The 26,314-nt window shown below is 59.0% G+C and carries 19 protein-coding genes and 2 pseudogenes; 10 read left to right on the top strand and 11 right to left on the bottom strand.

Features of this window, described 5'->3' with window-relative positions; all coding sequences use genetic code 11:
* The first annotated feature begins 304 nt into the window (after nt 1–304).
* On the top strand, nt 305–3,193 hold the full coding sequence (locus tag KBF66_RS02925) for a two-component regulator propeller domain-containing protein (protein ID WP_296651948.1): 2,889 nt from the start codon (nt 305–307) through the stop codon (nt 3,191–3,193).
* Between the two features lie 256 nt (nt 3,194–3,449).
* On the top strand, nt 3,450–5,414 hold the full coding sequence (locus KBF66_RS02920; protein WP_296651945.1) for an alkaline phosphatase PhoX: 1,965 nt from the start codon (nt 3,450–3,452) through the stop codon (nt 5,412–5,414).
* 81 nt (nt 5,415–5,495) lie between these two features.
* Here KBF66_RS02920 and KBF66_RS02915 read toward each other — a convergent pair.
* Nucleotides 5,496–6,259, bottom strand: a pseudogene (locus tag KBF66_RS02915) (hypothetical protein).
* A gap of 279 nt (nt 6,260–6,538) precedes the next feature.
* Between KBF66_RS02915 and sixA the strand changes: the two are divergent.
* Nucleotides 6,539–7,009, top strand: coding sequence for a phosphohistidine phosphatase SixA (gene sixA, locus KBF66_RS02910; protein ID WP_296651942.1), 471 nt, complete (start codon nt 6,539–6,541; stop codon nt 7,007–7,009).
* A gap of 238 nt (nt 7,010–7,247) precedes the next feature.
* Here the strand turns inward: sixA and KBF66_RS02905 are convergent, their stop codons facing one another.
* From KBF66_RS02905 to KBF66_RS02880, 6 genes and pseudogenes are all read right to left on the bottom strand, one after another.
* Nucleotides 7,248–8,096 (bottom strand): GNAT family N-acyltransferase, encoded by an 849-nt coding sequence (locus tag KBF66_RS02905; protein ID WP_296651939.1) that lies wholly within the window; start codon nt 8,094–8,096, stop codon nt 7,248–7,250.
* Between the two features lie 146 nt (nt 8,097–8,242).
* Nucleotides 8,243–9,049, bottom strand: a complete 807-nt coding sequence (locus tag KBF66_RS02900) for a CHAD domain-containing protein (protein WP_296651958.1) — start codon at nt 9,047–9,049, stop codon at nt 8,243–8,245.
* Between the two features lie 78 nt (nt 9,050–9,127).
* Nucleotides 9,128–9,748 (bottom strand): annotated as a pseudogene (locus tag KBF66_RS02895) (CYTH domain-containing protein); the annotation flags it as partial.
* 441 nt (nt 9,749–10,189) lie between these two features.
* A complete protein-coding gene (locus KBF66_RS02890) occupies nt 10,190–11,047 on the bottom strand; it encodes an EamA family transporter (protein WP_296651936.1) in 858 nt (285 codons plus the stop codon).
* A 6-nt stretch (nt 11,048–11,053) separates the two neighbouring features.
* On the bottom strand, nt 11,054–12,478 hold the full coding sequence (locus KBF66_RS02885; RefSeq protein WP_296651933.1) for an FAD-dependent oxidoreductase: 1,425 nt from the start codon (nt 12,476–12,478) through the stop codon (nt 11,054–11,056).
* Nucleotides 12,475–13,893 carry an aspartate aminotransferase family protein gene (locus KBF66_RS02880; RefSeq protein WP_296651930.1) on the bottom strand — a complete coding sequence of 473 codons (1,419 nt, stop codon included), beginning with the start codon at nt 13,891–13,893 and terminating at the stop codon, nt 12,475–12,477. The genes KBF66_RS02885 and KBF66_RS02880 overlap by 4 nt, the downstream gene beginning before the upstream one ends.
* A 190-nt stretch (nt 13,894–14,083) precedes the next feature.
* Here KBF66_RS02880 and KBF66_RS02875 point away from each other — a divergent pair, with 190 nt between their 5' ends.
* From KBF66_RS02875 to KBF66_RS02855, 5 genes are all read left to right on the top strand, one after another.
* A complete protein-coding gene (locus tag KBF66_RS02875; protein ID WP_296651927.1) occupies nt 14,084–15,121 on the top strand; it encodes a putative 2-aminoethylphosphonate ABC transporter substrate-binding protein in 1,038 nt (345 codons plus the stop codon).
* Nucleotides 15,122–15,209: 88 nt separating this feature from the next.
* Nucleotides 15,210–16,253, top strand: a complete 1,044-nt coding sequence (locus KBF66_RS02870) for a putative 2-aminoethylphosphonate ABC transporter ATP-binding protein (protein ID WP_296651924.1) — start codon at nt 15,210–15,212, stop codon at nt 16,251–16,253.
* Entirely contained in the window at nt 16,253–17,953 is a 1,701-nt protein-coding gene (locus tag KBF66_RS02865) for a putative 2-aminoethylphosphonate ABC transporter permease subunit (RefSeq protein WP_296651920.1), read from the top strand. The genes KBF66_RS02870 and KBF66_RS02865 overlap by 1 nt, the downstream gene beginning before the upstream one ends.
* Nucleotides 17,954–17,971: 18 nt before the next feature.
* Entirely contained in the window at nt 17,972–19,075 is a 1,104-nt protein-coding gene (locus KBF66_RS02860) for a 2-aminoethylphosphonate--pyruvate transaminase (protein WP_296651917.1), read from the top strand.
* A gap of 26 nt (nt 19,076–19,101) precedes the next feature.
* On the top strand, nt 19,102–19,833 hold the full coding sequence (locus KBF66_RS02855; protein WP_296651914.1) for a phosphonate utilization associated transcriptional regulator: 732 nt from the start codon (nt 19,102–19,104) through the stop codon (nt 19,831–19,833).
* 55 nt (nt 19,834–19,888) lie between these two features.
* Here KBF66_RS02855 and phnX read toward each other — a convergent pair whose 3' ends face one another.
* Together phnX and KBF66_RS02845 are read right to left on the bottom strand one after the other, a co-directional pair.
* Nucleotides 19,889–20,812 (bottom strand): phosphonoacetaldehyde hydrolase, encoded by a 924-nt coding sequence (gene phnX, locus KBF66_RS02850; RefSeq protein WP_296651911.1) that lies wholly within the window; start codon nt 20,810–20,812, stop codon nt 19,889–19,891.
* A 138-nt stretch (nt 20,813–20,950) separates the two neighbouring features.
* The gene (locus tag KBF66_RS02845) at nt 20,951–21,784 is read right to left on the bottom strand and encodes an NUDIX domain-containing protein (RefSeq protein ID WP_296651908.1); all 834 of its coding nucleotides are present in this window, start codon (nt 21,782–21,784) and stop codon (nt 20,951–20,953) included.
* Between the two features lie 147 nt (nt 21,785–21,931).
* Between KBF66_RS02845 and KBF66_RS02840 the strand changes: the two genes are divergently transcribed.
* Nucleotides 21,932–23,869, top strand: coding sequence for a pyruvate kinase (locus KBF66_RS02840; RefSeq protein WP_296651905.1), 1,938 nt, complete (start codon nt 21,932–21,934; stop codon nt 23,867–23,869).
* An 18-nt stretch (nt 23,870–23,887) separates the two neighbouring features.
* Nucleotides 23,888–25,396 carry a Ppx/GppA phosphatase family protein gene (locus tag KBF66_RS02835; protein ID WP_296651902.1) on the top strand — a complete coding sequence of 503 codons (1,509 nt, stop codon included), beginning with the start codon at nt 23,888–23,890 and terminating at the stop codon, nt 25,394–25,396.
* Between the two features lie 18 nt (nt 25,397–25,414).
* Here the strand turns inward: KBF66_RS02835 and KBF66_RS02830 are convergent, their stop codons facing one another.
* Nucleotides 25,415–25,747: a hypothetical protein gene (locus KBF66_RS02830; protein ID WP_296651899.1), complete on the bottom strand. Its 333-nt coding sequence runs from the start codon at nt 25,745–25,747 to the stop codon at nt 25,415–25,417.
* Nucleotides 25,748–25,804: 57 nt separating this feature from the next.
* Nucleotides 25,805–26,314, bottom strand: coding sequence for a GNAT family N-acetyltransferase (locus tag KBF66_RS02825; RefSeq protein WP_296651897.1), 510 nt, complete (start codon nt 26,312–26,314; stop codon nt 25,805–25,807).

Below are 26,314 nucleotides of genomic sequence, written 5' to 3'. Positions count from 1 at the left end.
GCCGTCCGGCCATCGGCATTTGAATTTCTGATCTTGAAGTGTGCATGTGTCCACCTGTTTTGAAGTGGACACGATCGTCTTAAGAATTTTGACTCGGTGCAAGATGCCTTTGCCGCTTGCTTACGTTCATCCACCAACAAAATGAAATGGAAAACCGGAAATGGAAAACCGGAAATAGTGTGGACAATAGCGGCACATGCGGCGGACACTTCAAAACCACCATGAGACGCCTTGCACCTGCACCGGCACACCAAAGGCCAGGTGGCTGAAGGGCTTACTTTTTTGGCTCGCCGGTATCCTGTTCATGACATCGGCCCTGGCCGGGGAGTCCGGGCCGATTGATCACCTGGCTCCCACCAGTGAAACCAAGGCCCTGAGTCAGTACCGGGTGGACAGCTGGCGAATTGAACAAGGTTTGCCAATGGATCTGGTGCACGTGGTGCTCCAAACCCAGGATGGATATCTTTGGCTCGGTACCGCGCGGGGACTGGCCCGGTTTGACGGAAAACGGTTCACCACGTTCGAAGCAGCCGAAGTGCCGGAGGTGGCCTCAATGGGCATTTTTGGCCTGATGGAAGACAAGGAAAAAACCCTCTGGATTGGTCACAATAAAGGCGCGGTCCGTTATCACCACGGGGTGTTTCAACCGGCATTTTCCAGCGACGTGACGGCCGGACAACGAGTCTATGCGTTTGCCCAAGCATCCGACGGGTCAGTTTGGTCGGCGACCGAAAATGGTCTCGTACATTGGGCCGATGGTGTCACCCGGCTGTACCAACAAAAGGACGGATTACCGACCAAACGCCTGAGGTCGCTGGCTTTTGACCGCGCCGGCGTGCTTTGGATCGCCACTTCGGGTGGCGGACTGGTTTCATTGGAGCAAGGCAACTTTCGAGTACTGAACCCAGAGAACGGCTTTCCTCATTTGCAGGTGCGCTCCGTCTTGGCTGACCCCGATGGCAGCATCTGGGCAACCACCGCAGGCGCAGGTCTGGTCCATATCAGTCGGGGCAAGATCACAAATTACACCATTGCAGATGGACTTCCGACGGATCAGCTTACCTCCCTGTCGCGTGACAGCCAGGGGTCGCTATGGATCGGCACCTGGGGTGCAGGTATCAGCCGAATGAACGGCGGAAGATTCAGTACGCTTTCTACCAAGGGGGGGCTCGCCGGAGACCATATCTGGTCGATCCTGGCTGACCGTGAGGGTAGTGTTTGGATCGGCACCTGGGTTGGTGGGTTGAATCGTCTGAGCAAACGGTCTTTTGACGCCTTGGGCACACCTGAAGGCCTGTCCCACGATAACGTCCGAACCGTGCTGCACGACCGCAATGACGTGACCTGGGTAGCAACGGCGGGTGGTGGACTCAATCGCATCGAAGCCGGGAGAATCACCACCTTGAACTACAAGAACGGCTTGCCCTCAGACGAGTTGTCATGCCTTCTCGAAGACCGGGAAGGTTCATTGTGGGTGGGTAGCTACACCGGAGGCGTCGCACGACTACATCAGGGAAAGATCCAAATCTATGGCGTAGCGCACGGGCTGCCATCGGTAGATGTCCGCGTGTTGTACCAGGACAGTCGCGGCGTGGTTTGGGCGGGCACTCAGGCGGGACTGGCCCGTTTCAATGGCAATGGCTTCGTCGTCGTGCGTGACGTGGGTGCCCCGCGCGACGTCACCTCGTCCATTCTGGAGGACCGCAACGGCACACTTTGGTTTGGCACCTCCGGTCAGGGGTTGTTTCGCTTGCGCAACGGCAGTTTCCTTACCCTGACAACAGCCGATGGCCTGCTTTCAAACTGGATCATGGCCCTCTACGAAGACGCTGACGCCAACCTGTGGATCGGCACCAATGGCGAGGGTATGAACCGACTGCGTGGCGATGAACTGGTCAGCATTCGCCCAGCTGACGGGCTATGGGACGGCATCGCGCAAACCATCCTCGAAGACGGCACTGGGCACCTCTGGATGACCTCCAACCGAGGCTTCTACCGGGTGGCGCGCGCAGACCTGATTGCCTTTGCCGAACGGCGCCTGCAGAAGATTGAATCAATGGCGTTTGGCCCTGGGGATGCATTGCGCAGCACGCTGTTTGCTGGGGGCGTCAAACCTGCCGGTGCCGTCGACCGTCAGGGCCATCTGTGGTTGCCGTCCAACAAAGGCCTGGTTATTGTCGACCCTCTGAATTTGCCCAACTCTGGCCCGCCACCCGTGGCGCGTCTGGAGAACGTGGTGCTCAATGGTGTGAGCCATCCCGCGGGAGACGAAGTTGTGTTGCCGCCAGGATCGACACCCCTGACCCTTCGATTCACCGCGATGACACTGCTCAACTCCGATCGTGTGCGCTTCCGCTACCAGTTGGAAGGCATTACAACGCAGTGGGTCGATGCAGGTTCCAATCGGGAGGTCTCTTTTGCGAGCCTCCCTCATGGCAGCTACCGCTTCGTGCTTGCCGCGTCCCTCGATGGGCTGCGTTGGAGCGAAGCCGACGATCGGCTAACGGTCACCGTAAAACCGCATTTCCATCAGACACTTTGGTTCAGGCTGTTTGCCTTGGTACTGGGTGCGATCACTCTTGCGGCAGTGTTCAGGTTGCGAACACAAAGTCTGCGCGCCCGTCATGATGAGATGGAGCGCCTGGTGGCACTGCGGACAGATGAGCTGAGGCTGGCAAACGAACACTTGTCCCGGCTCTCGTTTGTGGACGCCTTGACAGGCTTGGCCAACCGACGTCGATTCAACGACGCACTGGATGAAGAATGGCGAAGAGCCTGCCGCTCTGAGACATCGCTGGCTTTGATCATGGCAGACATCGACAATTTCAAGCTCTACAACGATGCGCTTGGCCACCAGGAGGGAGACCATTGTCTGGCAGCAGTCGCCGCTGTATTCCTGCGGGCCGCTGGGCGTGCGGGTGACTTGGCGGCCCGGTACGGTGGCGAAGAAATGGTCTTCTTGATGCCAGGGGCAAACGAGACCGAGGCAAAGGCCATGGCCGAGAGCATACGTGCCGCCTGCGAGGCATTGGCCATCGCCCACCCGACATCACCGATCAAACCGGTGGTGACCATCAGCCTGGGCGTGGCGTCGTGCATTCCCTCGGCTGAATCGTCGGCGGAATCCCTGTTGTCGCACGCGGACTCGGCGCTCTACCGAGCCAAGTCGACCGGTCGCAATCGGGTGTGTTGACGGGTATCTGCCAGCCGGCAATGGTGTGAGTTTTTGAAAAGACCGTCTCCAGCCTCCGACTGAAACTTCTCAGTTGGGTGATACAGCGACAAACGCGAATCACGTTGATCCGCCTCGCCGACGATCTCTCATGGCCGGCAAAATCTGGAGTGGGTGCCCTCGGGGATGGCAGGCAACCGGGAATCTTCACAAATCTGTCATAACAGGTCCGTACGATGGGGCTTGATTCATCCATCAACCTCAAACAAATTCATCCATGTCGCATACAAACCCATCGTCTCGCCGTTCCGCCCTCAAATTGATTGCGGCTGCGCCCATGCTGCCTCTGGGTGCCCTCTCGGTCAGCTCGCTGCTTTCGGGCTGCGCTACCCCAGCTGCCCCCGGCACCAGCGCGTCAATCGCATCAGCACCCTTTTCATCTGCAGTCTTTGCTCCCATGGCTGCCCCGAGTCTGTCCAACCCGGCGGCCATGGCAACGACCACTGTCGCCTCCAGCCTGCAAGTCACACTGCAAGACGGCAGCACCCGCGCATACAAGCTGGCCTACCAGCCTTTTTTCATCACGGGTGACCGCGTGCCAGACGGCAAGGGCGGCACGGTCCTGGCGGGCGGTTATGTGGACATCCTGAATCGTCCGATCATTGACAAATCGGTGCCGGGCACGGAGCGACAGTTTTTCTCCGATTGCCCGGACGGCACCTCCTTGTTGAAGCTTGATCACCCAAAGGTGGCGGGCATCAAGGGCAAGGCGGTATTTGCCGTGGTGCAGTTTGAGTACGCCAATGCAGATCAGGGTGGCGCTGATACCTATGGCACGCTGCCTTCACCGATTGCTGTGCTGACGCTGGATCAGAATCAGACCACTGGTGCCCTGACATTGGTCAAATACCACAGTGTGGATACCTCCGAAGCCCAGGGTCTGTGGATCACCTGCGGCTCAAGCCTGTCGCCCTGGAACACCCACCTGTCGAGTGAAGAGTACGAGCCGGATGCTCCGTTTGTGGCCGACAACAAGGTCTTCAAAGCCTTTAGCAAGAACACCTTTGGAGATGCCTCTGTGGCCAACCCCTACCACTACGGTCATATGCCAGAAGTGACCGTCAACCCGGACGGCACCGGGACCTTGGTCAAGCACTATTGCATGGGGCGTATCTCGCACGAACTGGTGCAAGTCATGCCCGATAACCGGACCGTGTTGATGGGTGACGACTACACCAACAGCGGTTTGTTCATGTTTGTGGCGGACAAAGAAAAAACCCTGTCCGCCGGTACCCTGTATGTGGCCAAGTTGGGCAGCGGCTTTTCCATCAACCCAGGGGATGCGGGTGCCAGGCTCTCCTGGATCAAGCTGGGTCATGCCACCAGCGCCGAGATCGAAAAGATGGCCAGCAAGCTCAAGCCATCCGACATCATGACGGTACTCAAGGCAGACCCCAATGACACCAGCTTTACCAAGGTGTTCTACAACGGCGCGGCCAACTGGATCAAGTTGATGCCTGGTATGGAAAAGGCGGCGGCTTTCCTGGAAACCCACCGCTACGCTTACCTGATGGGCGGCAGCATGGGCTTCTCGAAAATGGAAGGCACCACCGTCAACATCAAGGACAAGGTGGCTTACTCTGCGCTGCAAAATATTCAGGACTCGATGGTCAAGACGGGCAAGGGCTGGAACGCGGCCAGCGGCATTGCGCTGGACAAGGCGCTGGTGGCTGGCGGTGTGATGGCATTGCCCATGACAGGCGGGCAAGTCGATCAGAGCGGCAGTGCGATCAAGAGCGAATGGGTACCGACGGTCATGCGCGCCCTGTTGATGGGTGAGGACATCGCCCCCGATGCGCTGGGCAACCTGGCCAATCCCGACAAGGTATCCAACCCTGACAACCTGAAGTTCTCGGAAAAGCTGCGCACACTCTTCATTGGTGAAGACAGCGGCACCCATGTGAACAACTTTGTCTGGGCCTACAACGTGGACACCAGGCAGCTCAGCCGCCTGATGTCGATGCCATCCGGCGCCGAGGCGACTGGACTGGGTGTGGTGGATGATCTGAATGGCTGGATGTACATCACCAGCAATTTCCAGCATCCGGGCGACTGGAACCCCAAGTTGCACGGCAAGGTGCAGGCCACCCTGGACCCACTGGTGCGCGCCAACTACAAGGACCGTTTTGGTGCGGCGGTGGGCTACCTCACAGCCGAGGCCACCGGCATCAAATTGGGGTAATGTTGGGTTGGGGGCGTGTCAACCTTGGTGTGAACCCGCAGCCAAACTGAAGAAGCGGCCTTGGTTTGCGTTAACAACAGGCTATAACCGCTCGTACCAACCCTTGCTGCGATTGACGATGTTGCCCGCCAGCAGCATTACCAGCACCCCGATCAATACCCTCAACCACCGTTGCAAGCCCCGCCCCGGAGTCGAAGCCAAACAGCCTGATGGCGGCTGCTACGGCCAGCTCAAGAAAGTTGTAGGAGCCAATCAGCGCCGATGGGCAAGCCATGTTGTGCCTCTCGCCCACCACTCGGTTCAGCCAGTACGCCGATGCTGAGTTAAGAAATACTTAACTCAGCATCGGCACCACCAACAAGGCAATGACCAGCAGTTGTTTCAGAGTCGCCTCGCCCTGGGAGGCAAACAATAGCACCAGTGTGGCCAGCAACGCGGTAATGGGCCAGGGACCAATCCGTGCCATGGTCGCGTCAAAAGTGACCTGCCCGTTAGCCAACAATGTTATGCGTAACCATTGCGCCAGCATGTCAGGAATCACGATGTACAGCTCCAACGGCCATCCAAATCGGTTTGACCAACCAGCTGACAAAAAGCGTGACGCCGACGCCTTTGATATGCTGACGCACCTCATGCAATGCACCAAAATCCACCTTGACCAGTATCGGGATGATGATCACCCAGATCAGCAGACCTACCGTCAAATTGACGTTGGCCAGTTCCATCCGGCCACTGGTCTGAAAAACACCCCGCAGAACTTGCCCAAGTGCAATACCCACGACGATACAAAAAAACACCCGGGGGTCCGGCGTTGACGAGCAAGCGCGAAAAGTATCCAGGCGAATGCCGGATGAGAGTGATTCAAACACCGATGTGCTGCGATTGAATCCATATCTTTACATCCAACCATTGTTGAACAACTGTTTCATGTGTTCGTGGACGCAATCGGACTTCTTTAGGAGCACGCTGTGCCGCAGCGGGCCTTTCAAGCGATCTCTCACCGCGTTGATTTGTTTCTGTTTTGACTGAAAATCAAAGAGCGCCAACGCGCATGACGTGGTGCCACCAACGCCATCATCTTTAAATTCAGCTTACAACTTTAGAATCAAGAAAAGGCCAACACCATGGATCTGGTTTTGTGGCGCCATGCCGAGGCTCAGGAATGGACGAAAGGCTGCGACGACCTGTCACGGTGCCTGACGACCCGTGGTGGAAAGCAGGCTGCTCGGATGGCCGCGTGGCTGGACCGCCAGTTGCCCGCCAACACCCGCATTTTTGTCAGTCCGGCACGGCGCTGTGAACAGACCGCCAACGCCTTGGGGCGCAAATTCAAGATTCGGCACGAGCTGTCACCTGACGGGCAAATGGCTCAATTGCTCGAGTTGGTGCAGTGGCCTGATGCCAAAGGCACAGTGCTGGTGGTAGGCCACCAGCCCACACTGGGGCAAACCATCGCGCGGCTGATTGAGCTCAAGTCACCCGAGTGTGCGGTCAAAAAAGGCTCAGTCTGGTGGCTGCGCCACCGGCACCGCGAAACACTGACGCACAGTGTGCTGGTCGCCGTTCAGTCGCCCGAGCTACTTTGGAAGATTTAGCTACATTAAATATAACTACAAAACATTATTTTATAAGGGCTAATAACGGTATTTGTCATACAAGTTTGCCAGATTGGCCAGGCGCCGAAGCCAAGCGTCTCCAGGCAATCTTCCAGTCCGGAGGTCTGACCAATAACGGCCAGGTGACTCGAGCCAGTGCGAACCTCGCGATCAGCAGACCCTCTCAGATGCATGCCGTTGATCGCCGGCCCCCCGTACTTCTGATAGCCTGTCTGCATCAGGCCCCAAGAAAGTGCTTTCGATAGCGCGGTGGAAGGTCATTGATGTGCATCAGCATGGGCAGATCGGCGGTATTGAAGTCCGGGTCCCACGCCGGAGCCCCCAAAATTCTGGCACCCAATCGCAAATAGCCCTTGATCAGCGCGGGAGGTTCAACCTGCAGGCTCGTATCAAGCTGATCCACCGGCAGCGGCAAGCGCGGGCGCACCTGATGTTCGATGGATGCCAGATGGGTGGCTTTAAGTTGCTGCCAGATGCTGGCTGCCACATCACCGCTGGCGATGCCGTTGTGCAGCATGGGGATGCTGGCGCAGCCAATCATGGTGTCGAGTTTGTTGCGCACCATGAAATCAGCCAGGGCACCCCACAGTGCCATGATGACCCCGCCGGTGCGGTAGTCCGGGTGCACGCAGCTGCGCCCAAGCTCCACCATGCGTTCGCGCAGACCACGCAGCCGTGTCAGGTCAAATTCGAGGTCGCTATAGGTGCTGCCCACCCGCCTGGCTTGCACCGGTGTCAAAAGACGGTAGGTGCCGACCACTTCTGCACTGGCCTGGTCACGCACCAGAAGGTGTTCACAGTAGTTGTCAAAAAGGTCGATGTCGTGGCCAGGGACGGGGCTGTTGAGCCGGGCACCCATTTCCTCGGCAAACACCCGGTACCTCAGGCGCTGAACCTGGCGGACCTCGTCCTGGTGTTTGGCCCACGAAACCACCAGAGCACCCCGCTCCATCGGCGCCGCCTGGGACGGGCTGTTGCTTTGAAAGTACTCAACGGGTCGGTGAAGCAATCCCCTGGGCAGGGACAAAGGGGACAGTGCAAACGTTGGATTGGGCAGCTCTCTCATTTCTCGCTCCTTGTGTTGATGGCGAGATGTTGGCGGGGCTACGTGACATGCTGATGGCGACTTGATGGCATTTTTGTGACAGTGCCACAGGGGTGCGATCAACCGTTAGCTAGTGCGGAAGACCAAGCCCAGCTATTGAGACACTGTCAAGTCAATTGGGCAGCCATGCAAGACCCCACCACCACGCCGAGCAAATACTGGACGATTCCGTGGTCGGGATTGAGCGTCGCCACCAACACGCTGGCCTGGAAGAGATCACGCCTGACGCCAATGGCAGTTTGAAGGATGGCGGCCTTATCGCTGGATCTGTTAGCGAACCGCGCAGGCAAAAGGTTGTGCAGTGCCTGTACCCCATAACGCAGGCGCTTGGCTCGAATGCGAACCCGATGTTGTTGCTCCGGTGTATCGGTCGCCTGTTGAGCCCGCTTCAGCCCATGATCGAGGCGCAATATGCGGCGCTTGGCCCATTGGCGCAACAGGCTCGTTGTCTTCTGGTCGACGTCTTCTGTTACCGTCAGGTTTTCCAGCCATTCACTGATCAACAACAAACTCACGCCAACGCCGGGCTCTTGCAGAGTATCACGCACCACCCTTCGCTGGACGTCAGTCATATGCCTCAGCGAAGTCAGCATCTCCTGCCATGACTGGGTGCGCTGTTCATCGCCCCGACAATACCCATTGGCCAGGGGTGGCAAAGTCTCGAGCAGCGCCACTTCAAGGTTGCGTAACTCCCCCAAAAAAGAAAGCAAGGCCGCCAGTTCAGGCCATACAGGTGCGTTAGCCATTTGGGGCAGTTTTTTGAATAAACGCATGGCTGACCTAAAGCGCCGCCAGCCAACTCGTGCCTGATGCACAAGCTCCGGATCGTCGTTGCTGCGAAGCGCATTCAGGTTGTGAGTGAACTGGGCAAACATTTCGCGCAGCACTTGCTGCGCCAACCCGGTCTGGCTCAAATGTTGTCCGATAGGAGGCGGATTTGCCCCTTTTGGCTGATCCAGACCATCTTGCGCCAACAGAAACCCGCGTTCAGCTTTGCTCTGGTTGGCAGGCAAAACTGCCACCGTGATGGCAATGCGCTGAGCCACTTCAAACAGTGCGCCTACCTGACCGGATTTCAGCTCAAGCTCAATTTCGCAAATGGACGCTTGTCGCCCATTGGCCTCAATTTGTCCGATGTCCAATGCCAGTTCAACCACACTGCCATCGGGGCGGGTCAACAGCCAGCTGGTTCGCTGAAAATCTGTCACAAAACAAGGCTCCAAGCTGTCGAACAGACGAGTGTCTGGATCCATCTCGGTCCAGGGCGTACTTTGCAGCGCCTGTAGCGACAGTTGAGCGCTTGGGACTGCAGTCTCCCATTCGCCGCGACGGCTCAGCGCCGACTCATCCGCGGCGCTGCTCTTGAGGGTTTGCACCCACTGCGGGTGAACAGCACTACCGATGCGCCGCAAACGCAAAGCAGCCCTCTGCCGCCGTAAATGCTGATCAGCGGTGTCGAAGTAAATGTTGTGTAGCGACTGTCTCGTGGCCTTGCCCCCGGCAAGCAAAGGCAAGCTCCCAAGGCGTTTGGCCAGCTCCGTCGGGTTGGCTCCAGGCAAACTCAATTTGAGCTCAACTTCTTGTGATTCTGGGGTGCGCGGATAGGACTTCATAGGAAGTGGACCTTAACCGGAATTCCGCATATTCAGAAACCATTTTTTGCACCTGTGAGACAACCCAAAGCCCATTACCCAGGGGAATACCGTGCCGGGAAAAACAGTTCGCGTGTGAAACCAAAGGCGGTCGCTGGCGCCAAAACCACTCTGATAATCCGATACTGTAGCCAGCATGCGTCAAGTTCAATGATGCGCTCCAGCACCCAAAGTTCAAGGAGCTCAGTGGCCGTTGCGACGCATTGACGAACTCAAAAAAAAGGACCGACAACGTGGTGGCATCCATCGAGACGTCAAGGTTGTCAGACAAAGGAGGTGTAGCTGTCGAGAGATTCGATGTCACTCAGATCAACCGAGTGGCGTCCCGTTGCTCAAATGAAAGGTTTTTGCTGCACATCAATAAGCTGCTGGCGCACTGCATGTCGAAAAGGTTACCGCGTATCAACCGCTCAACCGAAGCAACATCACCCCGCAGATGATGACCAGCGCACCGATCATCCGTCGTGCTGTGAGTGCCTCCCCAAGAACCACACTGCCAATCACTACCGCAAACAGCACCGACACCTCGCGCAGCGCCGCGACCATGGCCACGGGGGCGCGCGTCATGGCCCACAAGGCAATGCCGTAGGAGCCCATCGACGCCAGTGCCCCGACCGATGCCAACGGCCAGCGCGCTTGTGCGTAACGTGGCAGCGCCGAACCGCGCCGGGCCAGAATCATCAGCGCAAACGGCCAACCGTCCAACATGAACAGGGTCGCCACATATTGCAAGGTGGTGGTCAGTGTGTTGCCGGCTGCCCGCACGCCCAGCCCGTCGACAACGGTGTAGATGGCAATGATGACCGCATTGGCCAAAGCAAATGCCACCGCCTTGGGCGCGTCAAAAGCGTGCTGGCTCAGACCCAGCACCAGCACGCCCAGGCTGATGCCCAGCACCCCCAGCCAGGCCACCACAGAGAGCTGCTCGCCCAGCGTGACGCTGGCGGATAGTGCGACCAACAGTGGCGCCACGCCGCGCATCAGCGGGTAGGTCAGTCCGAGTTCGCCATGGCGATAAGCGCCCGTCAGCGCAATGTAGTACCCAATGTGGATGGTGATGGACGCCGCCAGAAAAGGCCACGCGCTGCGTGGTGGCCAGCCCACCAGCAGCACCAAAGGGATGGCCATCAGCGAGCCGATCATGTGAATCAGGGCCGTGTCCATTTCCTTGTCGGTGCTGGATTTGACCATCGCGTTCCAACTGGCGTGCAATAGCGCGCCAAACAGCACCGCCAGGGCCACCGGCCAGGTCAGTGTCATGTGGGCTCAGGCCTTGTCAGCTTTTCCCGCCGCATTGGCGAACTGGCTCAACAACTTGTCAATCAGCCAGGGCGTGCGGCCATCGTCTTCGGCGCGTTCCTTGCGCCGGATCGCGTTGCGCACCAGGTTGGAGCCCAGGTAACGAATGGGCTCCGGCGGAAACTGCCCTAGCGGGCCGTGGGTAAGCGGGCTGCGCGTCCAGGCGTTGTCCTGCTCCAATAGCAGGGACGACAGGATTTGTCCACCCATGTAACAAGGACCGACGCCACTGCCCGAATAACCAAAGCCGTAAAAAATATGCGGTGCGGCATTCAGGCGGCCAAAGAACGGAAAGCCTGTCACCGAACGGTCAGAGGGCCCGGTCCAACTCGCCGTCATAGGCACCTGCTCCAGCGAAGGGAAAAACGCGCGTGTGGCCTGGGTCAACGACACCTCGTAGGCTGACCGCTGGTCATACACCGGTGAGATACGCCCGCCAAAGGCAAAGGTGTTGCCGCCCTTGCCCAGCATCAGGCGACCATCCGGGGTGCTGCGGTAGTAATAGACAAAGGTGCGTGAATCGAGCACCGAGACACCGTCGGTCAGGCCAGATGCCAACAGCAGTTCCGGGCATTTTTCAGTGATCACCATGTCACTTGAAACGATGGCAATACTGCGTTCGAACTGCGAGAACATGCTGGCCATCCAGGCGTTGGTGGCCAGCACCAGTTTTTCCGCTGTGAGGCTGCCCCCGGGTGTCTGCACCATCACCGGCTGACCTGGGGTCAAGGCCAACATGGGGCTGCGCTCGAAAATGCGAATGCCCATCTGCAACGCCACCCGGCGCAGGCCACGCACCAGTTTGGCCGGCTGCACCGTGGCAGCATGCGGTGAAAACACCCCGGCCAAATTCTTCGCAGAGCCGGACCGTAGCGCCACCTCAGAAGGGGGTAGCGGGAAGTAGGATTCGATGCCACAGGCTAGCAGTGCCGAAATGACCGGGTCGAGTGTGCCGACCTGCGCGTTATTGGTGGCCGTGTAAAGCGTGCCGTCGTGGCGCAACTCGGCGTCAATGCCGTGCGCCTGGCAAAAGTCGTCAATGTGCTGCACAGCCGCTTCAGAGGCTTTGACCAAACGGATTGCCTCGGCCTCGCCAAACAGCCGGCGCAGGGTCAAAAACTTGGCCGACCAGGTCAGCAGGCAACCGCCATTGCGACCACTGGCACCGGCACCGCACAGGTCGGCTTCCAAGATGGCAATGTCGAGCGCCGGGTTCTGCTGCTTGGTCAGGATGGCCGTCCACAGGCCGGTGTAACCGCCGCCGACAATGCACACATCGGCCGTCAGTTCGCCTTGGAAGGTCGGTGCCAGCCCACCGTCGGTAAACAGGGCCTGCTCCAGCCAGAACGGGCGTTGGGTAGTGGGTGTATAGGGCGTTGCCTGAATTGTCATGGTGGGGTGAGTTCACGCAAGCTTTGTTCCAGAATGTCCAGCGCCTGGCCCATTTGCGCGCGGGTGGTGATCAGCGGCGGTGTCCAGGTCAGCACATTGCCCATGGTGGTCTTGAACGACAGGCCACGCGACATCGCGGCATACAACACTGCCTCGGCGGCGTCGCCAGCAGGTGTTTTGGCGACACGATCTGCCACCAGTTCAATGCCGATCAACAAACCGCGCCCGCGCACATCGCCGATCAGTGGGTACCGGTCTTTCAGGTCGTGCAGGCGCTCCAGCGCATAAGCACCCACCCGTGCAGCGTTCTCGACCAGGTCCTCTGATGCGATGACTTCCAGCGTGGCCAGCGCGGCGGCAGCGGTGACCGGGTTTTTCTCATGGGTGTAATGGCCAAAAGCGTAAGCGCCCGCAACATCCAGCTCGGCGCGGGCGATCACGGCGGCAATTGGCAACACTCCGCCCCCCAGCGCTTTGCCGAGCACCATGATGTCAGGCGCAGCCCCATCATGCTCGGCAGCAAAAAAGCGCCCGGTTTTGCCTAGTCCGGTCGGTATTTCGTCAAAGATCAGTAGTGTGCCGTGGGCGTTGCAGGCCGCGCGAACCGCCGCCCAATAACCCGGCGGTGGTATGAACGGAACGGCGCGCGCTGGCTCGGCAATCACCGCAGCAACATCACCTTCGCGCTCCAGCACGTAACTCACCATGTTGGCGCAGGCCAGCTTGCAATTGGCGAGTTCAGGCTGACCCTGGGCGTCGACGGCGTGGCCGTATGCGCAGCGGTAGCAGCCAAACGGCGCCACATGCTCGGTGCCGGGCAAAAGCGGCCCTACAGCGCGGCCCGTGCGAAACAGTGACTCGCCACCCACACTCGACGCGCCCAACCCCGCACCGTGAAACGAATCCCAGAAGCTCAGGGTTTTGAAGCGACCAGTGGCAATACGCGCCAGTTTGATCGCGACTTCCACCGCGTCCGAACCACCGGTGGTGAACAACACTTTGCCGGGTGTGCCGGTTAAGGATTGAAAGCGCGCATTCAAAACCTCCGCCAACTCCACCGACCGGTCATTGGCAAACCGTCGCGGCGCAAAACTCAAGGCATCGAGCTGCGTCTTGATGGCAGAAATCACCCGAGGGTTGGCGTACCCTACATGGTGCACGTTGTTGCCATGAAAATCCATGTAGCGTCGCCCGGCTGTGTCTTCTATCCAGATCCCCTGGGCTTTGGCAATGCCGTTGAGGCAGGGTGTGGAAACCGACTGGTGCAAAAACGCTGCGCTGTCGCGCACCAGCAAGGTGCGTGCGGACACGTCTAACGCACCTGCTTGCCAGGCTTTGCGTCGGGGAGAAGAATTCACATCACCTTCGCTTTGCGAGGGTGCGTTCTGGTGAGTTCGGTTGGTGGGCTCGCTCATGCAGCACATTGAAACACAAAATCACAAATGCTCAACAATTTACAAATAACAATTGACAAACATATCGATCCTCAGTCAAATCATGCCGGGCCGGTGGTACAGGACTTGCTTTAAAACCACAGCAGATTTCTGTCATCACCCTGTCACGATCAGGTCACAGCATTGCCACTTTTACCACTAGGAGCCTTTGATGCGTTTGTCCAGAATTGCCAAATTACTTGCTTTGACGGGTTTACTGGCCGCCACCAGCACTGCCTTCGCCCAGAAAACCCAATTGCTGGTTTATACCGCGCTGGAGACCGACCAGCTCAAGGCCTACCAGGAAGGTTTCAACAAGGTCAACCCCGATATCGAGATCAAATGGGTGCGTGACTCGACAGGCGTCATCACTGCCAAACTGCTGGCCGAAAAGGCCAACCCGCAAGCCGATGCGGTGATGGGCGTGGCCGCCAGCAGCCTGGCGCTGTTGGACAAGCAAGGCATGCTGATTCCCTACGCGCCGCTCAATCTGGACGCCATCATGGCCCAGTACCGCGACAAGAAAGCACCGCCGGCGTGGTTTGGCATGGACGTGTGGGGTGCCACCGTGTGCTTCAACACGGTCGAGGCGCAGAAAAAGAACATCCCCAAGCCCGAAAGCTGGCAGGATCTGACCAAGCCCGCCTATAAAGGTCAGATCGTCATGCCCAACCCCGCCTCCAGCGGTACCGGCTACTTTGATGTGGTCGCCTGGCTGACTCTGTTTGGCGATCAGGCCGGCAAGGGTGGTGGCTGGAAATACATGGACGGACTGCACGCCAATATCGCCCAATACACCCATTCGGGCTCCAAACCCTGCAACATGGCCGCCAGTGGCGAGTTTGTGGTGGGCATCTCTTTCGAGTACCGCGCCAACGCCAACAAGGCCAAGGGCGCACCGATCGACCTGGTGTTCCCGAAAGAAGGCCTGGGCTGGGACCTGGAGGCCTTTGCCATCCACAAGGGCACGAAAAAACTTGACGCCGCCAAGAAACTGGCCGACTGGGCCTCCAGCAAGGACGCGATGATGCTGTACGGCAAGAACTTTGCCATCACCGCGCAGCCTGGAGTGGCTGCACCTTTGGCCAATGTGCCCAAGGACTACGAGCAGCGTCTGGTCAAGCTCGACTTCAATTACGCAGCCGAGCAGCGCGAGCGCATTCTGGCCGAGTGGACCCGTCGTTACGACGGCAAGACCGAGAAGAAGTAGCACACGCTGTTGATGACGTGTTGCGTTTGGGGTGGCCCGGTGCACTTGCGGCCACCGTACTGATTTCTGGATGATCGTGACACCTCCCATGCCTTTTCTCGACCTGCGCCACATCCGCAAGGAATTTGGCAGCTTCACGGCCCTGCAAGACATCAACCTCGTCATTCAAAAGAGTGAGTTTGTCTGTTTTCTGGGGCCATCCGGCTGTGGCAAAACCACCTTGCTGCGTATCATTGCTGGCCTGGAGGTGCAGACCTCGGGTCAGATTTTTCAGGGTGGGCGTGACATCTCGCGCCTGCCACCGGCACTGCGCGACTACGGCATCGTGTTCCAGAGTTACGCGTTGTTTCCCAATCTGAGTGTGTTTGACAACGTGTCGTATGGGCTGGTGAACCGCAAGGCGCCGCGCGCCGAGGTGCGCCAGCGCGTCACCGACCTGGTCAAACTGGTCGGGCTGCCGGGCAGCGAGGCCAAGTTTCCGGGCCAACTCTCGGGTGGCCAGCAACAACGCATCGCACTGGCACGCGCGTTGGCCACGTCGCCAGGCCTGTTGCTGCTCGATGAACCCCTGTCGGCTTTGGACGCGCTGGAGCGCGTGCGACTGCGCCAGGAAATCCGTGGCCTGCAGCAAAAGCTGGGCGTGACCACCATCATGGTGACGCACGACCAGGAAGAGGCGCTGAGTGTGGCCGACCGCATTGTGGTGATGAACCACGGCGTGATCGAACAGGTCGGTACGCCGCTGGATGTCTACCGTGAGCCGGCCTCACCGTTTGTGGCGGACTTTGTCGGCAAGGTCAATGTGCTGCCGGCCCAGCGCGTGGGCGGTCGCCTGCAACTTGGTGGCATGGCCCTGCCTTCAGAAGGGGCGGATGGCACCGTCAAGGTCTATTTGCGGCCCGAAGATGTACTGACGCGTCCGATTGCACCGGGTGATGCCCATGTGTTTGAGTCGCAGATCGAAGGCATTGACTTTCTGGGCTCGTATTGCCATGTGCATGTGGGCTCACCGATGCTGGGCAGCCACAAACTCACGGTCTACCTGTCGCTCAACTTTTTGTCCGAGCAGTCGCTGCAGGTGGGCTCGCCACTCATCCTCAAGCTCCTGCCCGAGCGCCTGAAGGTGTTTTGATGGCCGCAGTGCTGCAGAGGCCGCCGGTCAAGCAGGATCACCACTGGATTGACCGTCTAGCGCATGTCCTGCTTGCTCTGGTAGCTATTATTTTGTTGTATTTTTTGGCGCTACCACTGGGCGCCATCCTGATTCAGGCCTTGCAGTCTGACAGTGGAGAATTTGTCTGGCTGGCCAATTTTGTCGCTTACGCCAAAACCCCGGCGCTGCTGGGCAGCCTGTGGAACAGTCTGTGGGTGTCGGGGCTGGTGACGCTGATTGTGTTGCCGCTGGCGTTTACCTTTGCCTACGCGTTGACCCGCTCTTGCATGCCCTACAAGGCACTGTTTCGAGGCATCACGCTGGTGCCGCTGCTGGCACCCTCACTGCTGTCAGCGATTTCGCTGATTTACTGGTTTGGCAACCAGGGCGTGCTCAAGGCCTGGTTGCAAAGCATCGGCATTGATGAGATTTACGGTGCCCCCGGCGTGGTGCTGGCCGAGTGTATTGCGGTGTTTCCGCACACGCTGATGATTCTGGTGACAGCCTTGTCGATGTCAGATGCGCGTCTGTTCGAGGCCGCCGACGCCATGGGCACCACTGCCATGCGCAAGTTTTTCACTATTACCTTGCCAGGGGCCAAATACGGGCTGATCTCTGCTGCCATGGTGACCTTCACCCTGGTGATCACCGACTTTGGCATTCCCAAGGTGATTGGCGGCAACTTCAACGTCCTCGCCACTGACGTATTCAAGCTGGTGATCGGCCAGCAGGACTTTGCCAAGGGCGCAGTGGTGGCCATTCTGCTGCTGACGCCGGCCGTGTTGAGTTTTGGTGTCGACAACTATGTCAGCCGGCGCCAGACTGCCATGCTCACGGCACGCGCCATTCCTTACCGTGCCAAACCATCGCCCGTGTTTGACCGGCTGATGACGCTGTTTTGCGCCAGCATGGCGCTGCTGGTGCTCGCCATGCTGGGCATGGCAGTGTTTGCCTCGTTTGCCACCTTCTGGCCGTATAACCTGACGCCGAGCCTGCGCCATTACACCCTGGGGCTGCTCGATGCCGAAGTCGGTGTGGCTTTTTTCAACAGCATCAAGATGGCCGGTGGCACCGCGCTGTTTGGCACGGCGCTGGTATTTGTAGGCGCCTATCTGCTGGAAAAAACCAAGGGCATGGATGGTCTGCGTGGTCTGGTGCGTCTGCTAGCGGTGGTACCGATGGCAGTACCGGGACTGGTGCTGGGCCTGGGTTATATCTTTTTCTTCAATGCCACAACCAACCCTTTGAATGGCCTCTACCACACGCTAACATTGCTGACGCTGTGCACCATCGTGCACTTCTACACCACCGGTCATCTGACCGCCGTGACGGCATTGAAGGCACTGGACAGCGAGTTTGAAGCGGTGAGCGCCTCGCTAAAGGTACCGTTTTACAAGACTTTCTGGCGCGTGACGCTGCCGGTGTGCACGCCGGCGCTGGTGGACATGGCGCGCTACTTTTTTATCAATGCCATGACCACCATCTCTGCCGTGGTATTCCTGTACTCGCCGGAAACCAAGGTCGCGTCCATCGCCATCCTGAACCTCGATGAGGCGGGCGAAATGGGCGCAGCGGCAGCCATGGCCGTTTTGATTGGTGTCGCCAGCACGCTGGCGACGCTGTTTTTCATGATGCTGGCCTGGTGGGTGCATCGGCGCACCCAGGCCTGGCGAGTTTGACAATTGGAGACCAAAACCATGGACAGAGACAAGATCCTGCTGACCCCCGGCCCCCTGACCACCACGCTGCGCACCAAGCTGGCGATGTTGAAAGACTGGGGTTCGTGGGACGCCGATTTCAACGCCGTCACGGCCAGCGTGCGCGCCAGCCTGCTCAAGATCATTCACGGCAGCGACAGCCATGTGGTGGTGCCGCTGCAGGGGAGTGGCACCTTCAGCGTTGAAGCCGCGGTCGCCACGCTGGTGCCGCGGGATGGCCATGTGCTGGTGCTCGACAACGGTGCCTACTGCAAACGCGCCGCGCGCCTGACGCAGCTCATGGGGCGCCGCGTCACCGTTCTCGACTTTGACGAGGCGCAGCCGGTGTCGGCCGCGGTGTTGGCGGAGCACCTGAAGGCCGACGCTTCGATCACCCATGTGGTGCTGATCCACTGCGAAACCGGAGCCGGCGTGCTGAACCCCTTACAAGCGGTGGCCGATGTTTGCGCCGTGCACGGCAAGGGCCTGATCGTCGATGCGATGAGTTCCTTTGGTGCGCTGGAAATTGACGCGCGCAAAACCCGCTTTGACGCGCTGATAGCCGCCAGCGGCAAATGCCTGGAGGGGGTGCCAGGCATGGGCTTTGTGTTTATCCGCAAGGCGGTGCTCGACAGCTGTGCCGGCCAGAGCCAATCACTCGCCATGGACCTGCACGACCAATACGTTTACATGGAAAAGACCGGGCAGTGGCGCTTTACCCCGCCCACGCATGTGGTGGTGGCCTTGCACGAGGCGATTGCACAATTTGAAGCCGAGGGTGGGCAGCCGGCGCGGCTGGCGCGTTATACGCGCAATTTTGAGGCGCTGATGGCTGGCATGGCGCGCCTGGGTTTCAAGCCGTTTCTTGACCCGACCTTCCAGTCACCGATCATCGTCACTTTTCATGCGCCAACCCACCACCACTACGAATTCAAGTCGTTTTATGCGGCGGTGCGTGCTCATGGCTTTTTGCTCTACCCCGGCAAACTGACCCAGATCGAGACCTTCCGGGTCGGCTGCATTGGCGCCATCGGTCCGCATGACATGGAACAGGCGGTGCACGCCGTGGCGCTGGCGTTGCAGGATCTGGGTATTGCCAGCTGAAGCCCGGCTTGTGATCAAATCTGACCATGACAGCTTCGATCCACCCCACCATCGCCCTGCTGCAGAACAGTTCACTGTCGGTCGTTGTGCAACAGGAAATTGAGCGCGCCATTTTGTCAGGCGAGTATCTGCCCGGTGCCAAACTTAATGAAGCGGCTCTGGCTGAAAAGCTTGGTGTGTCGCGTGGGCCGATTCGTGAAGCATTTCTGATGCTCGACGAAGCCGGGCTGGTGCGCACCGAAAAGAACCGTGGCGTTTTCGTGCGCGACATTCCGATTGACGAGGCGCTGGAAATTTTTGACCTGCGTGCCGCCATGGACGAATGGGTCGGAAAACGCCTGGCGGCCAGCATCATGCCAGCGCAACTTCAGGAAATCAAAACGCTGGTGGCCGACATGGAGATCGCCGTCAGGGCGCAGGATGCCCATCAATACCATGTGTTGAACCTGAAGTTTCACGACCGCATGGTCGAGATCACTGGCAACCGCAAGCTCACCGACACCTACCGCAAGCTGATCAAGGAGTTGTCGCTCTTTCGCCGGCAAAACCTGACCGACACGGTGCTGATGAAGACCTTTCTAGCCGAACACAAGCTGATAGTCAAAGCCATTGCCTCGGGCGATGTCGAGGCTGCAGGGCGTGCCATGGTGGACCATGTGATGCAAAGCAAGCAGCGCACCCTTGACAACGATGCACGCCAGCGCGCCGATGGCAGGGCCGCGACAGGAGCCAAAACGGCCAGCGCAGGCGCAAATTAAGCACCTGGCCGGGCGCAGGGTCAAAGGTGCCCAGCGACCTTTTGCCTTGGGTCACTCAGGGGTTTTCACCCGCAGCCAGGCGGGCGTTGATGTCGGCAATGACCGCAGGCAGGTCGCGCAAATCATCAATCACATAGTGCGCACCACTCTCACGAATGATCTTTTCCTTGGAAGCCTGTTCTTTGGCAGCCAGTTCGGTCGGGCTCATGGCCTTGACGGCATCCCAGCTGTCGGCCACATAGTTGCTCCATTTGGAGACTCCGACACGCCAGCACATCGGCGCACCTTCACCCGCACCTGACACGGTGTCGTCCACCTTGACGGTGCGGCGCATGGCGTTCGTCAGGTTGTAGACACCCATGCGCTCCAGATTCTTGATCACCATATAGGCGGTGGGGCGCGGCATTTCTACCTCGTCACCCGCACAGGAGGTGTCGGGCACAAACCCTTGGGGTGCCGCGCCTGCCAGCAGCAGGTCGAGCATGTCGCGGGTAAAGCCGGTGGTGACACCGAGCTTGATGCTCTGCTGCTGCAGACCCTTGACCACCTCCGCCACACCAGGCAACAGGTCGTGGTAACTGCCCTTGCGCAGGAGGTCAAGCTGGGTCGGCACAAAGTCGGCAAACATCGCATCAACATCGGATTGATCGGGCGCGCGGCCAAACTTGGCGGTAAAACGCTGGCGTACCGCAGGGATCTCAGTGATGGCCTTGATATGCAGGTCTTTGCGCAGCCCCATTGGCTCGCGAGCCTCGGGCATGGTGATTTCCAGACCATACTTTTTGAACACCTCGACAAACACGATGGCTGGCGCGTCCACATAGCGGTCCATGGTGGTGCCCGAGCAGTCGAGCATCACGTAGGCCACGCTGCGTTCGATGTTTTCGCTGTCAAACTTTTTCTGCTGTGCGGCCGCATGACGGATGTCGTCGGGCACACGGCCCACGGGTGAGAGTTGGGCGGTAAGGGAATCAGCCATGAGGTTTCTCCGGAAAAAGTGGGTTGTCGGGTTGGCGCTTCAACAGGTTTGTATCATGCCAAAGATCATTCAGATTGTCAACAATTTTTAGTACATTGTTAACAATATGCAAACTTGTCGTTCATCGTATGGGGTCTTTCAAGCCATCTTTGCCAATGACAGCAGCCACTGCCCCAGGATCAACCCCGCCTCCGGAGTAAAGACGCCCTCCAACAGCATCCGCGTCAGTACCGCTGGCGACACCAACCGGAACTGCTGCACTTCGCCATCGGTGTTCACCGGAACCACCCCCTCAGGCACGACACCCTCAAACCAGTCTATGCGCTCCACCACGTATTCCAGACCACTGTCCGTCGCATTGGGGCAACGCATGGTGAAGTGGCTTACCCTGCGCAGGCCATTGAGCTGCGCCAGTGCCAAACCCGCCTCTTCTGCGGTCTCACGGGCCAACGCGTGCTCCAAGGTGTCGGCAGCAGACACCATGCCGCCCATCAGCGTGTCCCAGCGACCCGGATGCGTTTTCTTGTCTTGCGCGCGCTGCTGAATCCAGACCTGCCGGTCAGCCGTGCAGCCGTGCAGATGCACACCCTGGGTGGTGATGCCCAACGCCCTGACCGCACCACGCTCCACCGTCACCAGCGGTTCGCCCTTGTGGCTGCGCACGGCCAGTTGTTCACCGCGCCAAAGATGTGCCACCTGCGCGTAATGGTGAAGCCGCATGGCATGAGCCAGTCGATTCAAACTGACCGCAGAGGGATTGACCAGAAACCAGCCAGGTTCCTGTGTGCCGTGCCCCTCCAACCGTCCAACCAGGTCAGAAAGACCGACTTCATCAGCAAAATTGGCAAATCCTTCGGCCTCCACCGATCCAAGCTCGTGCCCGTCAAAAAACAATGGCACCCGGGGCGTTATCGGGGACCGATTGACGCTTGCTTGCTGATCCACCAGCCATTCGGAAAGACTTTGCTTCATTGGCCCTGCATTGTCGCCATGTCGGACGCACGCCGCACCGGCCGAAGGCTCGCATCACCGACGATGGGAGCCAATTGTCGAACGGCGCACGGACCTGGCTCCACCGGTTTTCACACATTTGTCACAAAAATCATCTATAACGTCAAGATGCGCAAACAAAAACCAGTCCCTAAAACCCTGTTGACCACGGCTGCGCCACCGACCAGCAGCAGTCCGTGGATCCAGGGAGTCTGCCTGAAGCTCATTGATCAGCTTTGGGCCTTGCGGAGCGCCATGCTGGAACGCGAGGACGAACTGCAACAGCCGCTGTCACAAGTGCTGGGCCAGCACCGGGAAAGTGCACGCAACCTGATTCACTACCTGGCGCTGCGCAGCGTTGACTTGCGTGAGCTGCAAAACCAACTGGCCTGGCTGGGTCTGTCGTCGCTGGGGCGCTCCGAGTCACATGTGCTGGCCAGTCTCGACAAGGTGCTCGGGCTGCTGCACCGATTGACGAGCCAGAGCTGGCAGGACCATTCAGACGAAGAGCCGGCCGGCAGCGTCAGCAGCCGTGCAAGACTCACGGCCAACACGGTCAACCTGCTCGGCCAGGTGCCAGGCAACCGACCGGTGCGCATCATGGTTACCCTGCCCTCTGAGGCGGCACACGATGCCGCCATGGTCCTGGATCTGGCGCAGGCCGGCATGGACATTGCCCGCATCAACTGCGCCCATGACAGTGCTGCAGATTGGCAGTTGATGACGAACCATGTGCGTCGTGCCGCGCAAATGGTGAAACGCCCCATCAAAATTCTCATGGACCTGGGGGGGCCGAAAATCAGAACCGGCGACATCGCACCACAAACACCGGTGCTAAAACTCAAACCCGGCAAAGACCAGTTTGGTCGGGTTTACCGCCCCGCCCGAATGCAGCTTCGCCCCATCGATCAACACGACCTGCTGCCCGGCGTGGATGCCAGCGTCGGTGTCTGGGAGGTGTGGTTATCACGTCTCAAAGTCGGGAGCACGCTGGATTTTTGCGATGCCCGCGGTGCCCGGCGCCATCTGCTGGTCGTACGCTGCGATCACCAGGCAGTCATCGTGGAATGCCTGCAAACTGCTTACATTACCCCCGAGACTGTCTTCACCCTGGTTTCAGACGTCAAGAAGAAGCACACCACCTTGGTGTGCCATATTGACCGCCAGCCTGGCGTTTTGCACCTGCAGTCAGGCGATAGCTTGCGGCTGACCAGGGACGACATGGTCCATGTCACCAACGACGAAGATGAAAACAGTGACGAAGACCCCAACGGGTACTCACAAGTTCCATGCACACTGCCCCAGGTGATTGATCAGGTCAAGGTGGGTGAAAGGATCTGGTTCGACGATGGTCGTATCGGGGGCGTGATCCGAAAGACCGCGCCGAACTGGGTTGAAGTTGAGATCACTCAAGCACGTCCCGGCGGCGAGAAACTCGGCAGTGACAAGGGCATCAACCTGCCCGACAGTCAACTTGATTTGCCCGCCCTCAGCACCAAAGACATCGACGACTTGACCACCGTGGCCACGCTGGCGGACATGGTTGGCCTCTCGTTTGTGCAAAAGCCTGCGGATGTGACCGAGTTGCGGGAGCACCTGCGTCGCCTGGGTCGCGAAGACATGGGCATTGTGCTCAAGATTGAAACACTGCAGGGTTTTGAAAGCCTGCCTGACCTGATGCTGTCGGCAATGGCAGCCAACGCGGCTGGCGTCATGATTGCCCGTGGCGATCTGGCGGTGGAGTGTGGTTATGAGCGCCTGGCCGAGGTCCAGGAGGAAATCCTCTGGTGTGCCGAGGCTGCACACATGCCGGTGATCTGGGCCACGCAGGTGCTGGAGTCCCTGGCCAAGACCGGCCTGCCCTCGCGTGCGGAGATTTCCGATGCCGGTCTGGGGGTGCGTGCCGAATGTGTGATGCTCAACAAGGGGCCATTCATCACCGACGCGATTCGTACCCTGGATGACATCCTGCAACGCATGGGCGGACATCAAACCAAAAAGCGCCCACTGCTGCGCGCCTTGCGGGCCTGGGGCGGTTTTGGCTCCAATGCTATGCTGCCCCCTTGATTCGAAATTGATCTCACCATGCATAACATCACGCGCCTGGCCGCGGTGGACCTGGGGTCCAACAGCTTCCGCCTGGAAATTGGCCGCATCGAGGGTGGCCAGTTTTACCGTACCGAATACCTCAAGGAGACCGTTCGACAGGGCGGCGGGCTCGACGAGATGCGCAACTTGACCCCTGAGGCGATGCAGCGCGGCTGGGATTGCCTGGCGCGCTTTGGCGAGCGCCTGGCGGGGTTTTCTGCTGATGAGGTTCGGGCGGTGGCAACCCAGACCCTGCGCGAAGCACGCAATCGCGATGATTTTTTACGGCCGGGCGGCCACTTGCTGGGTTTTCCTATTGACGTGATTTCCGGGCGTGAGGAAGCGCGTCTGATCTACCAGGGTGTGGCGCAGGCACTGGGACGAAAAGAAGAGCGTCGCTTGGTCATCGATATTGGCGGGCGTTCCACCGAGCTGATTCTTGGTAGCGGCCTGGAACCAATCGAGATGGAATCGTACCGGGTGGGCAGTATCGCCTGGTCGATGCGCTATTTTCCAAACGGGCAGTTCAGCAAGAGAAACTTCCAGACCGCCGAAGTTGCCGCCAAAGCGGTGCTTGACGAGGCACTCACCCTCTATGCCCCGAGTCAGTGGGAAGTTGCTTATGGGTCTGCCGGTACCGTCAATGCGGTGGGTGAGGTGCTGGCAGCGGCAGGCTGGCCCGCCGGATCGATTACCCCGGACGGCCTGGACTGGCTGCTTGAGCGGCTGATTGCCGCACAAAACGCTGATCGGGTGCGCCTGCTCGGCATGAAAGACGATCGCAAAGCCATCATTGGTGGCGGTTTGAGCATTTTGCGCGCGCTGTTCGATTTACTGGGCATCCAGAAGCTGGAGCAAACCACCGGGGGTTTGCGGCACGGCCTGTTGATGGATATTCTTGGACAACGCCAGACGCACACCGATTTGCGAGCACATTCGGTTGAACGCCTGGCTGCAAAGTTTGGCGCCGATCCGGTCCATGGCACACGCGTGGGGCAAGTCGCCACCCATTTGCTCGACCAACTGTGCGCAGGTCAACCGGCTGCAGACCAACAGGCCATGACACGGCTGCGTGACAAGCTATTGTGGGCCGGACAACTGCACGAGATCGGCAGTCATATTTCCCACAGTGACTATCACAAGCACGGCGCCTATATTCTGGACAACACCGATGCAATGGGGTTTGCATTGACCGAGTTGCACCGCTTGAGTCTGCTGGTTTTGGGCCAGCGGGGAAAATTGCGCAAGCTCGAAGTGGATCTTGAAGACCCGCTTTTGATGCAACTGCTGCTGGCATTGCGACTGGCGGTTGTTCTGTGCCACGCCCGGCGCGACCCGGATCTGTCGGGTCTTTCCATCAGCCGCGACCGGCGAAATGCTGCCATTTTTATCATCAACGTGCGCGGTGACTGGGCCAGCCGATACCCGCAGTCTGCGCATTTGCTCCACGAGGAAGTGATTGCCTGGCAAAAGACTCCCTGGTCGTTGCGGCTGTTGGAAGTCTGAAGTGAGCCAACGCCCAGCTCAGCGTTTGGGCTCTTCGCTGTGTGGCAGAGGGTACGCATCCGCCACGTAGGCAGGTCCCTTCATGAGCCAGACGATCAAGCAGCCAATGCCGACGGTTAGCACGGCCGTCCAGACAAAAACCACCAGACCGATCATCACAAAGTCAAAAGTCTGCACCTGGCGCTCAATTTCGGCAAGACTGCCATCCGTCCACCAGCGTCGAGCCGCCCAAGCTGCCAGCGCCGGCAAAAGTGTCCCTGCCAGCAAAGTGTTGGGCATCATGCGCAACAGGCGCAACTCAAAACCGTAGGGTGTACGCCGATAACCGGGGAGCTTGGTGAGCCAGTTCATCAACCCATTGTAGGAAGCACACCCAAGGTGCTGGGCAACCCAGGCCTTTGCCTGCGCTCAATCGAGCCATTTCTGCATGAAATTGGCGTGGCCCATGGCCGGATCAAGCTGGTAATTGGCGAAACCGATGCGCTGATAGAGTGCAACCGCCGACCGATTGCCCGACAACACCTCCAGCGTCAACTTGCAAGCACCCCGTTGGCGCGCAATGTGTTCAACTGTCGCCAGCATCTGCGCGCCAATACCAAGACCGCGGTGTGACCCGGCGACCACCACGTCGTGCACATTGACCAGCGGTTTGCAGGCAAAGGTGGAGAAACCTTCCACACAGTTCACCAGTCCCACCGGCAGCATCTGCGCACGCCGGTCAAAGGCCAGCACGCTGAACAAGGTGGGTCGTTGGCGCAGGGCATCCGCCAGGTTTGTCTTGGCGTACGCAGACAAGCCCTCGCCACCACCGGCTGGGTCGCGTGCATAGGCGTCGAGCAAATCCAGCACGGCATCCATATGCGCCGGATCCGAATAGTCTGCCTGGGCAATCAGCAGGTCAGCAGGGGCCATTGACAT

Source organism: Rhodoferax sp. (assembly GCF_018063565.1).
In the GTDB taxonomy this organism is placed as follows: domain Bacteria; phylum Pseudomonadota; class Gammaproteobacteria; order Burkholderiales; family Burkholderiaceae_C; genus Rhodoferax.
Note: the sequence above shows the minus strand (reverse complement) of the source record. Positions and strands in the feature narration are given on the sequence as shown.